The 14,177-nt window shown below is 60.1% G+C and carries 13 protein-coding genes; 8 read left to right on the plus strand and 5 right to left on the minus strand.

The window, feature by feature from the left end; genetic code table 11:
• The first annotated feature begins 285 nt into the window (after window positions 1–285).
• From D1159_RS13025 to D1159_RS13035, 3 genes are all read left to right on the plus strand, one after another.
• Entirely contained in the window at window positions 286–1,437 is a 1,152-nt protein-coding gene (locus D1159_RS13025) for an FtsW/RodA/SpoVE family cell cycle protein (protein WP_243152282.1), read from the plus strand.
• Window positions 1,438–1,515: 78 nt separating this feature from the next.
• Entirely contained in the window at window positions 1,516–2,850 is a 1,335-nt protein-coding gene (locus D1159_RS13030; RefSeq protein ID WP_243152283.1) for an Ig-like domain-containing protein, read from the plus strand.
• Window positions 2,851–3,070: 220 nt separating this feature from the next.
• Window positions 3,071–3,709, plus strand: a complete 639-nt coding sequence (locus D1159_RS13035) for a flavodoxin family protein (protein WP_161846097.1) — start codon at window positions 3,071–3,073, stop codon at window positions 3,707–3,709.
• Between the two features lie 53 nt (window positions 3,710–3,762).
• On the opposite strand, the gene D1159_RS13040 is transcribed toward D1159_RS13035, so the two are convergent.
• Window positions 3,763–4,062, minus strand: a complete 300-nt coding sequence (locus D1159_RS13040; RefSeq protein WP_161846098.1) for a hypothetical protein — start codon at window positions 4,060–4,062, stop codon at window positions 3,763–3,765.
• Between the two features lie 196 nt (window positions 4,063–4,258).
• Here D1159_RS13040 and D1159_RS13045 point away from each other — a divergent pair, with 196 nt between their 5' ends.
• On the plus strand, window positions 4,259–5,032 hold the full coding sequence (locus tag D1159_RS13045; protein WP_243152284.1) for a threonine/serine exporter family protein: 774 nt from the start codon (window positions 4,259–4,261) through the stop codon (window positions 5,030–5,032).
• A complete protein-coding gene (locus D1159_RS13050) occupies window positions 5,029–5,499 on the plus strand; it encodes a threonine/serine exporter family protein (protein WP_161846099.1) in 471 nt (156 codons plus the stop codon). Before D1159_RS13045 ends, D1159_RS13050 begins: the two co-directional genes overlap by 4 nt.
• A 248-nt stretch (window positions 5,500–5,747) precedes the next feature.
• On the opposite strand, the gene nrdR is transcribed toward D1159_RS13050, so the two are convergent.
• Complete coding sequence (gene nrdR, locus D1159_RS13055; RefSeq protein WP_161846100.1) at window positions 5,748–6,203, minus strand: transcriptional regulator NrdR; 456 nt, start codon at window positions 6,201–6,203, stop codon at window positions 5,748–5,750.
• A gap of 277 nt (window positions 6,204–6,480) precedes the next feature.
• Between nrdR and D1159_RS13060 the strand changes: the two genes are divergently transcribed.
• A complete protein-coding gene (locus D1159_RS13060) occupies window positions 6,481–6,636 on the plus strand; it encodes a hypothetical protein (protein ID WP_161846101.1) in 156 nt (51 codons plus the stop codon).
• 265 nt (window positions 6,637–6,901) lie between these two features.
• Here D1159_RS13060 and hprK read toward each other — a convergent pair whose 3' ends face one another.
• Window positions 6,902–7,843, minus strand: coding sequence for an HPr(Ser) kinase/phosphatase (gene hprK, locus D1159_RS13065; protein WP_161846102.1), 942 nt, complete (start codon window positions 7,841–7,843; stop codon window positions 6,902–6,904).
• 349 nt (window positions 7,844–8,192) lie between these two features.
• Between hprK and D1159_RS13070 the strand changes: the two genes are divergently transcribed.
• Window positions 8,193–9,884: a glutamine--tRNA ligase/YqeY domain fusion protein gene (locus D1159_RS13070; RefSeq protein ID WP_161846103.1), complete on the plus strand. Its 1,692-nt coding sequence runs from the start codon at window positions 8,193–8,195 to the stop codon at window positions 9,882–9,884.
• Window positions 9,885–9,924: 40 nt separating this feature from the next.
• The gene (locus tag D1159_RS13075; RefSeq protein ID WP_161846104.1) at window positions 9,925–10,386 is read left to right on the plus strand and encodes a transporter; all 462 of its coding nucleotides are present in this window, start codon (window positions 9,925–9,927) and stop codon (window positions 10,384–10,386) included.
• A 79-nt stretch (window positions 10,387–10,465) separates the two neighbouring features.
• On the opposite strand, the gene D1159_RS13080 is transcribed toward D1159_RS13075, so the two are convergent.
• Both D1159_RS13080 and D1159_RS13085 read right to left on the minus strand, forming a co-directional pair.
• Complete coding sequence (locus D1159_RS13080) at window positions 10,466–11,815, minus strand: amidohydrolase (RefSeq protein WP_161846105.1); 1,350 nt, start codon at window positions 11,813–11,815, stop codon at window positions 10,466–10,468.
• A gap of 19 nt (window positions 11,816–11,834) precedes the next feature.
• Window positions 11,835–14,087, minus strand: a complete 2,253-nt coding sequence (locus D1159_RS13085) for a xanthine dehydrogenase family protein molybdopterin-binding subunit (protein WP_161846106.1) — start codon at window positions 14,085–14,087, stop codon at window positions 11,835–11,837.
• Window positions 14,088–14,177 lie beyond the last annotated feature (90 nt).

Consider the following 14,177-nt stretch of genomic DNA (forward strand, 5'->3'; position numbering starts at 1 on the left):
GAAGGATGTGGCCTCCTCCCGGTTGGGTTAAGTGTGGTAACTCAACTTTAACCGATGCAGCCTCATCCTTCTGCTGTTTTCTTCTGCTGTCCAATATCTATTGTACTCCTACACCCGCCGCCGGAATTTCCTCCGGGCCCGCCTTTACGTTTTTCGGAAAAGGTGATACAATAGGAGTCTATATTTACAACCGCGGCGGAGCCTTCCCCCGCCAGACTTGGAAAGGAGGCCATACCTCTGTCCTGGCTCACTGACTCCATCAAAGAATTTTTCCGCAAGGGGGATTTGCTCCTCCTCTCCCTGTGCGTCATCTCCAGCGGATTCGGGCTGGTGCTCATTTACAGTGCCACCCGCTATACCGGCAGCACCCGGTTTATGCCGGTACAGTGCTTTGCCATTCTTCTGGGCATTCTCGTCTACATCTCCATGTCCTCCGTGGACATCGAGCTCTTTACCGAGCGGTCCTGGAAGTTTCTGCTGGCCTTCAATCTCTGCTTTATCATGCTCACCCGCACCCCCATCGGCGTGGACCACGGCACCGGCAACCGCAGCTGGCTGTCCATCCCCGGCATCCCCTTTGAGCTCCAGCCCGCTGAAATCGTCAAGCTCACCTTTATTCTCCTTCTTGCCTGGCAGTGCAGCCACATTCAAAACGAGGACCGGGACATCAGCGCCCCATCCTCTGTGCTTCAGATTACCGGGCACACCCTGTTGATGTTCCTCCTTATCGCCGTGGCCTCTGGGGATTTCGGCATGGGCCTGACCTATCTCTTTATTTTCGTCATTATCTCCTGGGTGGCGGGGGTGAAGAAGCGGTGGTTCCTCCTGGCCGTGCTCCTTTTCGCGGCTATGGTGGCGGCTATTGTTCTGTTGTGGGACCAGCTGGGACACATCTACTTTTTCCGGCGGGTCAAGGTGGTAATCGACCACCTCGCCGGCAATCCCGACACCATCTACGAGCAGACCATGGGCACCGGCTGGCAGCAGAGCAAAAGCATCTCCGCCATTGGCAGCGGCCAGCTCACCGGCATGGGCTACCGAAAGGGCAGCCTGACCCAGAGCGCCGCCGCCACCAACCTCCCCGCCCGGTACAACGACGAAATATTCGCCGTCTGCGGGGAGGAATTCGGCCTGGTGGGCTGCATACTCCTCCTGCTGCTGATGGCGGCTTTGATCCTGCGGTGCATTTGGGTGGCCCGGCGGGCGTGCAGCCCCCAGTCCGCCTACCTGGTCATGGGCTACGCGGGGATGCTGCTGGCCCAGGTAGGGGTCAACGTGGCCATGTGCCTGTATATCTTCCCGGTGGTGGGGCTCACCCTTCCCTTTGTCAGCTACGGCGGCTCCTCCATCATCACTATGTACGCTGCCATGGGCATTGTGTCCAGCGTGAAAATGCGCTCTTTGCCCAGCTGGCTGCGGGACCGCAGCAAATTATAGTGTTCACTGTGGCATAACCTCCTTGTTTTGGTAAAGACTATGGGCAACCCCATTTTATCAAACAAGGAGGTTTTTCATTTGAACGCATCCCGAATTTCCCGCCGTCTGATGGCCGGAACGGCGCTGTGCGCCCTGGCGCTGGGCTGCTCCGCCCCCGCCTCCGCCTTTTTCTTCGGCGGAAAAGAAGCTGCCCAGGAGACGGCGGCGGTGGCCGCTTTTGGCAAAAACGGCCTGCCTGGCCAGACCATCTCCTTCTCTGCCGGGGACTTCCGGGCGGCGGACGGCGGGACCATGAGCCTGGACGCTCTGGTCATCGCCTCCCTCCCCGATCCCGCCGCCGGTGTGCTCACCTTCGGCGACCAGCCCCTCCAGGTGGGGGATACGGTGGCCCTCGGCGCAGTGGAGGGCATGGCCTTCCGCTCCTCTGGACAGCCCACCGCCGCCGTCTCCCAGTTCACCTTCACCCCGGTTTTCTCCAGCGGCGTCACCGGCGCAGAAGTGCCAGTGGATCTCTATCTGCTCTCCGCCGCCAACAGCGCCCCCGTGGCGGAAAACCTGTCCTTTTCCACCTATAAAAACACCGCCCTCACCGCCCGGTTCGCCGCCATGGATCCAGAGGGCGATCTTCTCTCCTATCAGCTCATCAGCAAGCCCGCCCGGGGGGCCGTCACCATGCCGGAGGACGGGGACAACACCTTTGTATACACCCCCTATGAGAACAAGACCGGCAAAGACTCCTTCACCTATATCGCGGTGGACTCTGTGGGCAACGTCTCCGCCCCCGCCACAGTAAAGCTGAAGATCGAAAAGCCCGCCACAAAAGTGACCTACGCCGACATGGACGGACACAGCGCCGCTAACGCCGCCATCCGCCTGGCAGAGCAGAACATCTTCGTGGGAGAGTGCATGGGCGGCCAGTACTTCTTCCAGCCCGATCTCCCAGTCACCCGCAGCCAGTTTGTGGCCATGCTGATGAACGCCGCCGGGGTGGAGCAGCTCACCGATGTCACCCACACCGGCTTCGCCGACGACACCTCCATCCCCGGCTGGGCCAAGCCCTATGTGGCCTCCGCTCTCAAGTCCGGCCTGATCCAGGGTACCCAGAATGCCCAGGGACAGGTGGTCTTCCAGCCGGACAGCGCCATCACCCGGGCGGAGGCCAGCGTGCTCCTCAACCGGGTGCTCCAGGTTACAGACGTAGCCCAGCCTACCTTTGGGGTGGACCTCACCGGCGCCCCCGCCTGGGCCGCCCAGTCCGCCGCCAATCTGGAGAGCTGCGGCATCCTCCAGACCGACCACACCGGCGCCCTCCCCCTGGCCAACACCCTCACCCGGGCGGAGGCCGCAGAGCTGCTCTCCAATGCCCTGGATGTACTGGACGCCCGGGAGACTGGCGGCTGGTTCTTCTGGTAATCCCGCTTTCCCCCAGTCCCGCCTCCGCGGGACTGGGGGGACTTTTTTACACATCCTCCAAAATTCAGCCCCAAATTTCTGGGCCTGAATTGGATAAAAGCTCCGAAATCGCCCTTGCATTTATTGCCGAACCGTCGTATACTCTTATTAAGACTTTGGCGGTTTCCTTGCGTACACCGCCGCCCGGATTTTAAACTATGAGAAAGGCAGTGATCCCTCTATGGAGAACACCAAGATTTTGCTCATCTGCGGCAGCCCCCGTCCCAAGGCCAAATCCGCCGCCTACGCCGGTCTGCTGGCCGCCCAGGAGGGCGCTCAGTCCGTCGCCGGTGTGGACACCGATCTGGTGGAGCTGTTCGGCCGCAAGATCGCCCCCTGCATCCACTGCAACAAGTGCCTGCGGGACGACGCCGACCGCTGCACTGTCTTCCACGACGATATGGACGAGCTGTACGACAAGTTCTTCCAGGCAGACGGCATCATCATCAGCTGCCCGGTATACGACATGAACGTCACCGCCCAGTTCGCCCAGTTCTACAGCCGCTTCCGTTCCTCCTGGAAGCTGAGCGTGGACGACCCCGCTTTTTTCCAGTATAAGGTGGGCGCCGCCATCGCCGTGGGCGGCACCCGCAACGGCGGCCAGGAGAGCGTCATCCGCTCCATCAACAACATCTACGCCACCCACGGCATCAACATCTGCCCCTGCGGCGGCGGCATCTACGGCGGCGCCATGCTGTGGAACCCCGGCGACGGCTCCACCGCCATGGACGACCCCGCCGGCCTGGAGAACTGCCGCACCCTGGGCGCTAAGCTGGCCCAGGTGGCCAAGGCCCTCAAGGCGGGCCGGGGCGCGGTGTAACCCCAACGTCCATACATAAAAAACCTGGCCGGCTTTTTCAGCCGGCCAGGTTTTTAATATTGCTTGACAAACTGGGAAACCAGCGCCCTGCAGGTCTGCATTTGGATGCAGGCGTAGAACCGCTCTGTTACTTCCTTTCCCTGCCCTGCCGTCATGGCGTTCTTCGCGTCCTCCTCCGTCTCCCAGAGGACAAAATCCGTCCATACCTTGTCCTGCCGGTAGTGCTCCCAGGAAATGAAACCCTTCGCTTTGGAGATAACCTCATCGTGCAGACTCTGCGTCCGCTCAATAAACTGCTCCTCACTCACGTTTTTCCTCAGCTTATAGGAAAAAATCCACGCTGTCTTCGCCATCTCATCCGCCCCATTCTGAATATGATATCGGGTATTTAGTCTATCATAAAACGTCCCTCAATTCAATCTGGATTCGTAAAGCCGCCCCGCCTGTCTCCTAACATCCCCGGCCCGCCGATGGTCCCCTTGCCTCTTCCCTCTTGACAACCGCGCCGCTTTCCGGTACCGTTGTCCTCAGGAAAGGGAGTGGTTCTGTTTGAACGAACGGGAGCTGTTTGATCTCGTCCTGCTGCTGGGGGAAACCATGCTGTCCAGCGGCGGCGAGATTTTCCGCACCAACGAGCTGATGGGCGGCGCGGCCCGGGCCTTCGGCCTGCGGCAGTGCAGCGTCTTTACCATTGCCAACGGCATTTTTCTCTCCGCCGTGGTGGACGGAGAGCACTACTCCTGCCAGGTCCGGCATATCCCCCTCACCCCCATCCGCCTCTCCCGGGTGGAGGCTATGAACGACCTCTCCCGGCGGATCGCCGGCGGGCTGCTCACCCCCCAGGAGGCCCGGGCGGAGGTGCTGGCCATCCGCGCCTCCAAGGGGACCGGCCCCCTTGCCCTGACCTTGGCCTCCGCCGCCGGGGCGGGCTGCTTCTGCTTCCTCTTCGGCGGGCGGCTTATTGACTGCGTAGTTGCCTTTCTGGCCGGCCTGCTGCTCTCCCTATTTCAGCTGGGCTTCTGCCGACGGTTTTCTATCCGCAAGGTGATGAGCAATATCCTCAGCAGCGCTCTGGTCACTTTGATCTGCTGCACCGCCTTCCGCCTGGGGCTGGGACAGCTGGACAAGATGATCATCGGCTCCATCTTCCCCCTGGTGCCGGGGGTGGCCCTCACCATCGCGGTACGCAACTTTATGGAGAACGACTATATCGCCGGCCTGGTGCGCCTCACCGACGCCCTGCTGGTGGCCAGCTGCATCGCCGTGGGCGTGGGCAGTGTTATTACGGTGTGGAGCCGCCTGTTGGGAGGGATTGCGCTGTGAATGCCGCTCAGCTGTTTTGGGAGCTGCTGGCCGCCGCCGGCGGCACAGTGGCCTTCTCCATCCTCTTCCAGGTGACCCCGCGGCACTTTACCCACTGCGGCTTTGTGGGGGCCGCGGGCTGGCTGGTGTACCGGCTGGCAGGGTATGCGTTCTCCTCCGACGTGCTGGCCACCTTTGTGGCTACGCTGGTGCTCACCGCCTGCGCCCGGTGGTTTTCCACCCTCCGGCGCACCCCTACGCTGGTCTTTCTGGTCAGCGGCATTTTTACTCTGGTCCCCGGCGCCGCCATCTACCACACCGCCTACTATGTCTTCATGGAGGAGGCGGAGCTGGCGGCAGAAGCCGCCGCCGCCACTCTGAAGCTGGCCGCTGCCATCGCCCTGGGCATCCTGGCGGCCTACTCCCTGCCAAACCGGCTGTTCGGCTGGCGCAGAAGTGCCGACTCGAGCAAGGCCCAGGGGGAGTGATCAGAACACCAGGGCGGCGGACAGACGAAAAGACAGGTATGACCTGCGTGCCATACCTGTCTTTTAGGCCTTGTTTGAAAAATGGCAATATGCTCAGCGGCGAGATATTTTTTCGTCAGACAAAGCCGATTTGACGCAGGAATACTGGATGTATTTCAAGGAAAATCGGCAAAGTATGGCGGAAAAGGAAAAAGAGCCGCCGTTTGGGCGTTTCGACATTTTTCAAACAAGGCCTAAGCGCTGTGTCTCTATTTTTCTTTGAGCAGCTTGTTCAGCTCATCCATAAAGGTGCTGATATCCTTGAACTGCCGGTAGACCGAGGCGAAGCGGACATAGGCCACCTCGTCCACTCCCTTCAGCCGTTCCATTACCAGTTCTCCAATATAGGAGGAGTCTACCTCCCGCTCCATGGCGGTCTGGAGGGTCTGCTCAATCTCATCAGCCATGTCTTGCAGCACCGCGAAGGGGACCGGCCGCTTCTCACAGGCCCGTACCATACCGTTGAGCATCTTCCCCTTCTCAAAGCTCTGCCGGCTGCCATCCTTTTTGATCACCACCAGAGGCAGGCTCTCCATGGTCTCATAGGTGGTAAATCGCTTATGGCACACCAGACACTCCCGCCGCCGCCGGATGCTGGCCCCCTCGTCTGAGGGGCGGGAGTCCACAACCTTACTCTCCAGATTGGTGCAATAGGGACATCTCATCGCGTTTCCCTCCCAAAACAGACTGTTATCCTGTTCCGTCAAATTCCCACAGCCGCCTTGTATCGTTCACGTATCACGGCATCATGAGTCAACTTTTTTGGCTGCCCCGTAAGGGGCGAGAAAAAGGTTCAAATCAAAAATATAATAGCCGCTGTGCGGCTATTATACCATATTTCTGCCCCTTTGTATCGCTGCTTTTCAAATTATTTTTATTTGTTATGTATACCGCTCCTGTCTCCGGGCATACTACCATTACCCAAAACGGGAGGTGAATCATATGCAGAGCAATTATGACGAGATCCGCAAAGCCAATCAGAAGAGCCACAGCAAGTCTGCTTCCGCCTCTGCCCAGAACAAGAAGAAGGACAGTGCGCAGAACAAAAAGCAGGCCCCCGAGGCCCAGAACCAGTCCAACTACTCCAACCATTGCTGAGCCGCACACAGGGGCACACCGGGAAACTTTTTCCCAGTGTGCCCCTGCCAGCCTGTCGAAAAAGTATTTTCGACAGGCTGAACGCAGTTTTCAGACCTTCAAAAAGTTCTGAAAACTGGTTTACTTGGACGCGAAAGGGAACCCTGACGGTTCCCTTTCACACTATCCCTCCCTCCGAAACCTTCAAATTTTGTGTTTTTTGACACACTGACAGGGGCACACCGGGAAACTTTTTCCCAGTGTGCCCCTGTCTCTTTTGCCCAGTCTATCCCTGAAGCTGCTGGTCGAAGTGGCTTTCAATCTGCTTGGTAAATTCCAGCGCGGAGTTGTAGCCCATCTTCTTGTGGCGGTTGTTCATGGCCGCCACCTCAATGATAGCCGCCAAATTCCGCCCCGGCTTCACCGGCACGGTAATGGTGGGCACCTTTACATCCAGGATGTTTACATACAGCTCCTCCAGGCCAAGACGGTCGTAGACCGCGTCCTCCCGCCAGGGCTCCAGATTGATGACCAGATCGATCTTTGTCTCCTCTTTGATGGCAATCATGCCGAAAATCCGCCGCACATCCACCACGCCGATACCCCGCAGCTCGATATAGTGGCGGATCAGCTCCGGCGCGGTGCCCATCAGACTGCGGGTGTTCACCCGGCGGATCTCCACCGCGTCGTCGGCGATGAGGCGGTGGCCCCGCTTGACCAGCTCAATGGCGGTTTCGCTCTTTCCCACGCCGGAATCCCCCAGCAGCAGCGCGCCCTCGCCATATACCTCCACCAGCACCCCATGGCGGGTAATCCGGGGCGCCAGATGGTTGTGCAGTGAGGTTACGATGGAACTGATAATTACCGATGTGGGCTCGCTGCTGCGCAGCACTGTCCGGTCGTACTTCTCCGCCATCTCCATACACTCCGGGAAGGGTTCCATGCCCCGGGCAATCACAAAAGCGGGAATATCCTTCTGAAACAGGGTATTGAACCGCTCCCGCCGCATTTCCGAGGTAATACCGTTCAAATATGTGGTCTCCACTAGGCCAATGACCTGGATGCGCTCATAGTCGAAGTAGTCAAAAAAGCCGGTGAGCTGAAGGCCCGGCCGGTTGATATCCTCTGTGGAGATGGCACGCTCCCGGTAGTCCTTTCCGCCCCGGAGAACCTCCAGCTGAAATTCATCAATCAGGTTTCCCAGCTTTACGCTCAGTGACGCCGCCATGGACGCTCCCTCCTTGCACCGGCCCTTTGCCGGTTCTTTTTGTGTCTTGCCGGGTCTTCCGCCGCTGCGCAGGGCAAAATCCCCCGGCAATCCGGCGTCCCCCCGGTTATGAATGCAGGTTCTGAGAAAATTCCTCTATGGTATGTTATTATATCATCTCCCTGAAATACTGACAACCCGGTCCGCCCAAAAAGTCTCTCCGGCCGGAAAAAATTGTATTTTTCTCTGCCTGCCCGGCCCCCGGAGAGAAAAAGGTTGCAAAGCGGGGGCAAATCAGTATATAATAATCGAACCAGCACAGCTGAACCCGGCGGATTCCGCCGTAAATAAGATCAAGGAGTGAACCACCATGGCCGACGAGCTGAACCCCAGTGTAATGACCCAAAACTTTATCCATGACTTCATTGACGAGGATATCGCGCAGGGCGGTCAGTTCCAAGGCATGACCGTCCACACCCGCTTTCCCCCGGAACCCAACGGCTATCTGCACATCGGCCACGCCAAGGCCATCTTTGTGGACTTCGGCACGGCGGAGAAGTATGGCGGCCTGTGCAACCTGCGCATGGACGACACCAACCCCACCAAAGAGGACGTGGAGTACGTAGAGGCCATTCAGGAGGACATCCACTGGCTGGGCTACGACTGGGGAGACCGCTTTTTCTTTGCCTCCGACTACTTTGAGCAGATGTATGAATACGCGGCAGAGCTCATCAAAAAGGGCTTGGCCTATGTCTGCGAACTCACCCCGGAGCAGTTCAAGGCGTACCGCGGGGATGTGAACACCCCCGCCCGCTCCCCCTTCCGCGACCGTCCGGCGGAGGAGAGCCTGGACCTCTTCGCCCGGATGCGGGCCGGGGAGTTCCCCAACGGCGCCATGACCCTGCGGGCCAAAATTGACCTGGCCAGCGGCAATTTCAACATGCGCGACCCGGTCATCTACCGCATCAACCACATGCACCACCACCGGCAGGGGGACAAGTGGTGTATCTACCCCATGTACGACTTTGCCCACCCCCTGGAGGACGCGCTGGAGGGCATTACCCACTCCCTGTGCTCGTTGGAGTTTGAGGACCACCGTCCCCTCTATGACTGGGTAATCCAGAACTGCTCTGTCCCCGCCAAACCCCGCCAGATTGAGTTCGCCCGGCTGGGCATCAACTACACGGTAATGAGCAAGCGCAAGCTCCGCCAGCTGGTGGAGGAGGGCCGGGTCTCCGGCTGGGACGACCCCCGTATGCCCACCCTGTGCGGTCTGCGCCGCCGGGGATACACCCCCAAGGCCATCCGGAACTTCTCTGAGCGCAACGGGGTGAGCAAGGCCAGCTCCACTGTGGAGTACGCCTTTCTGGAGCACTGCCTGCGGGAGGATTTGAACGAGACTGCCCAGCGGGTTATGGCGGTGCTGCGGCCGGTCAAGCTGGTGATCACCAACTACCCCGAGGGCCAGAGCGAGACCTTTGAGGTGGAAAACCTCCCCGGAAATCCCCAGGCCGGCACCCGCTGCGTTACGTTCTCCCGGGAGCTGTGGGTGGAGGCGGAGGACTTCCTCCCCCAGCCCATTCCCAAGTATAAGCGCCTCTACCCCGGCGGCCCCGAGTGCCGTCTGAAGGGAGCTTATCTCATCAAATGCGTGGGCTATGAGACCGACAGCCAGGGGCATGTTACGCAGATTGCCGCGGAATATGACCCGGACAGCCGTGGGGGCGACCCCGCCGACGGCCGCAAGGTGAAGGGTGCCACTATCCACTGGGTGGACGCCGCCACCGCTGTGGAGGCGGAGATCCGGCTCTACGACAACCTCTTTTCCGACGCGGAGCCCGACAGCGGAGACAAGGATTTTCTGGACTGCCTGAACCCCGGCTCTTTGGAGATCCTCTCCGGCGCCAAGGTGGAGGCCAGCCTGGCCGGCGTCCGCGCCCCTGCCTCCTTCCAGTTCCTCCGCCAGGGCTATTTCTGCGTAGACAGCAAAGACTCCGCCCCGGACCGCTTAGTCTTTAACCGCTCCGTCAGCCTCAAGGACAGCTTTAAGCCCAAAACCTGATGTACCTTCTGCCTACTGCTAACGGGAAGGGACTGATTTTATGGACAGCGAACTCGTAAAACTGCGCATTCCAAATATCATCTACCGGATCGCCCAAACCCTGGAAATTCTGGTCAGCTTCCTGGTGATTGTGGCCATTCTGCTCTCCATCTGGGCCTTGGCGCTGGAGGTGGGCATCATTGCCGTCAGCCCCGCGGATGTGGAACTGCTCCATGGCTTTCTCGCCACCGCTTTTACGGTGGTTATCGGCATTGAGTTCCTTAAAATGCTCAGCCGGCACAATATGAGTTCCTGTGTGGAGGTTCTGCTCTTCGCCATCGCCCGTCAGATGGTGGTAGAGCACACCAACGCGTTCGAGAACCTGGTCATGGTCATTTCCATCGCCATTTTGTTTGCCATCCGCAAGTGGCTCTTCATCCCCGGCCTGGACGACCGGAAGCCCCAAGGCAAGTTCCTCAAGTCCGCCACCCAGGCCAATTCTGAGCACTCCGCCGGGAAATAGGCTGTCCCTTTCCAAAAGAGATCCTATCGAAAAACCGCCCGCTGAATATTCAGCGGGCGGTTTTGATTTGAGTGCTTGCTTACATGCGGGACTTGATGAACTCAATGCGCTTCTGGCACTCGTCGATGAGGGCCACCTCGTCGATCTTGGTGGACTTCTTGTTGCGGATGACCACCTCTCCGTTTACGATGACGGTGTCCACGTCGTTGCCGTTGGCGTTGTTGACCAGGGCGGAGTCAGGGTAGTGGACAGGGGCAATGTGGGGCTTCTTCCAGTCCACCAGCAGAATATCCGCCTTCATGCCGGGGGCAATCTGGCCCATCTGGCCGTCCATGCCCATGGCAATGGCGCCGTTGCGGGTGGCCATGGTGAGTACGTCCTGGTTGGAGATGATGTGGGCGTCCAGGTTGTGGTTCTTGTGCATCAGGGCGGTGAATTTCAGGGTGGCCAACATATCCTGGGCGTTGTTGCTGCCGGGGCCGTCTGTGCCCAGAGCCACAGGCAGGCCCATCTTCAGCATCTCCGGCACCCGGGCCACGCCGTCAGCCAGGTAGGCGTTGGCAATGGGACAATGGATGGGCTGGGGACGGTATTTTTCCAGGATCTTCATCTCGTTGTCGTCCAGCCAGATGGCGTGGGCCAGCTGGGTATCCTCATCCAGAATGCCCATGGACTCGAAGAACTCCAGATTACGCATCCCGTCGTACATGGCGGCGGTCTTCTCCACCACGTCCTGATCCTCAGCGGTGTGGACCTGGAACTTGATGCCCAGGTCCTTGGACAGCTGCTTGGTCTTCTTGAACAGCTCGGGAGAGACGCCCCAGGGGTTCAGGGGGCCCACGCTCAAGGTCAGGCGGCCGTTCTCAGTGCCGTGCCACTTCTCATACAGGCGCTTGATGTCGTCGGTGATCCGGTCCTGGTCCTCTTCCCGGAACTTCTCATAGTACACAATGTTGGCGAAGCAGCGGCACATGTTGCCCCGGATGCCGGAGTCCCGCATGGCCTCAAAAATGTGGTCGCCGTTGTTGAGGGAGGTGAAGATATAGTGCTGATCCAGCACGCTGGTGGCGCCGGTCTTCAGATTCTCCAGGCAGCCGATGAGTCCGGCGTAGTAGAAGTCCTCCTCGGTCATCCGCTCTGAGAAGGGCCACACCTGGGTGGACAGCCAGGGGTAGAGCTGGAGGTTGTCCGCCAGGCCCCGCATAAAGGTCTGGAACAGGTGGCTGTGGGCGCTGACCATGCCGGGCATCAGGATTTTGTCGGCGGCGTCAATGACGGATCCGGCCTCCTGGCTCAACTGGGCCATGCGCACGGGGTCGGACCCCACCTCGCTGATCTTGTCGTCCACCACGTAGACAAAGCCGTTTCGGATCATTTCGTACTCGTCATTCATGGTGACGATCCAGGGGTTTCGGATAAGCAGGCTCATTTGCTTCACGTCCCTTTCTTTATTTCTTCATGGAGTGACCTAAGACAATGCGCTCCAGGTCGGCGGGCAGCTCCCGCACCCGCTTGCCGCAGGCGTTGTCGATGGCGTTGATGATGGCGGGGGCCACGTTGCAGGTGGCCGGCTCGCCCAGGCCCTTGGCCCCCAGGGGGCCGATCTCGCTGGGATACTCCAAGGCGATGGCGTGGATCTGGTCCGGCACGTCCAGCGCGGTGGGGACGATGTAGTTTTCCAGGTTCAGGTTGCGGATGCGGCCGTCCTTCATATCCACCTCTTCCGTCAGGGCATAGCCGATTCCCATGGCCACGCCGCCGCGGATCTGGCCCACCACCTCTTCCTTGTCCATGGCGTGGCCCACGTCGTGGACGGCGAAGTAGTCGTCCACCGACACCGCGCCGGTCTTCAAGTCCACCGTCACCTCGGCGGCGGCGGCCCCGTAGACCCAGGACCAGTAGGCGTCTCCCACGCCGGTGTTCCGGTCGTAGTTGAACGGCGGCGCAGCAAAGTAGCCCAGGGAATTCAGATGGTCGGAGTTGTTAAAGGCGTCGGTGATTACAGTGAGCAGGGGCACGCTGTTGTCTGGGTTGGCGGCGTCGGTGACCGTCTCATTCGCGAAGACCACGTCCTTGGTGCCCAGGTGCTTTTCCGCGTAGCCGGCCAGCTTCTCCCGCACACTCAGGCAGGCTTTCCACACCGCGCCGCCGGAGAAGACGGTGCCCCGGGTAGCCACTGTGGGGCCCGCGTCGGTGAGGAAGCCGGTGTCCACCGGGCTGACCCGGATTTTATCTCGTTCCACACCCAGAGTTTCATGGACAACGCTAATAAGCATATTGGGGCCTCCCTGGCCCACCTCGGCGATGGAGGAGGCCACAGTAACGCTGCCGTCGGGCTGGACGGCGATCATGCCGCTGGCGGTGTCGATGCCCTGCCCCGCCGCGCCGAAGGACTCTCCCCGGTGAAGGAAGGCGATGCCCAGGCCCTTCTTGGTGCTGTTGTGGCTGGCGTTATAGGCGGCGATGCGCTCCCTGCGCTGGGCGATTTTGGCGTGCTCATCCAGGGCCTCATAGCACTTGTCCAGGGTGACGTTGGTCATGTGCTGCCCCGTGGTGGAGGTGCAGCCCTCGTAGAGCATATTCTTTTTGCGCAGCTCCACCGGGTCCATGTCCAGCTCCTTGGCGATCTCGTCCATGAGGGACTCGGAGCAGAAGTCCACCTGGGGGGAGCCGAAGCCCCGCAGGGCGTCGGAGTACACGTTGTTGGTATACACGCTGGTGGAGATGGTGTCGATGTTGGGGACGATGTAGGGGCCTGCGGCCTCAATGGCCATGCGGGTGGTGACGGGGAAGGTCTTGCTTTTGTAGGCGCCGCCGTCCAGCACCAGCCGGACCTGCATGGCCTGGAGCATGCCGTCCCGGTTGAAGCCCACCTTGTAATGGGCGTGGATGGGGTGGCGCTTGGTGCCCTCCATAATGGACTCCTCCCGGGTGAGCCACACCTTGCAGGGCCGGTTTAGGATGGAGGCCACCAGGGCAGCCCGGCTGGACGCCATGGCGATGTCGTAGTTTTTGCCGCCAAAGGACGCGCCGATGGTGGCCAGAATCACCCGCACCCGGGTCTGGGGCAGGCCCAGAGTTTCCGCCACGGTCTTGCGGATAACAAAGGGGCTGTTCACCGGGCAGCGGACAATCATCTCGCTGGTATTGGGGTCCCGGTAGGCCACGGCGGCCTCGGTCTCAATGCACACATGCTGGACCCGGGACGTGACATAGTCCCGCTCCATAATATGGTCGCACTGCTGGAAGGCCGCCTCCACATCTCCACGCTGGGTCTTCCACTTACAGATGACATTGCCGCTGTCGTGGATCTGGGGCGCGTCCTCGTCCAGGGCGTGCATGGGGTCGAAGTTGGCCGGCAGCTCCTCATACTCCACCTTGACCAGCTTGACGGCCTCCTCCGCCTGTTCCCGGGTCTCCGCGGCCACCAGGGCCACGGCGTCGCCGATGTAGCGCACCCGGCCGCCGCAGATCACCGGCCGGTCACAGGGCTGGTTGGGGATGCCGGGGATATCCTTCGCGGTAAAAACCTTCACCACCCCAGGCACCTTCTCCGCCTGGCTGCAGTCGATTGACACAATGCGTCCGCTGGCGATGGTAGAGCGCACCACCTTGCAGAACACCATGTCCTGCATCTGGATGTCGTTGGCGTAGATCGCCCGGCCGGTCACCTTGGTCAGAACGTCTCTTCGATGGTTCATCTTACGGGGTCCCTCCTTTTCGGGCCTTCAGAATGAATTCACTATTTCCGTTTCTTGGTGGGCGGCGGAGGGGCTGATCCGCCGCCCCGG

Origin of the sequence: Pseudoflavonifractor sp. 524-17, assembly GCF_009935845.1 — a bacterium.
Taxonomy (GTDB): domain Bacteria; phylum Bacillota; class Clostridia; order Oscillospirales; family Oscillospiraceae; genus Pseudoflavonifractor_A.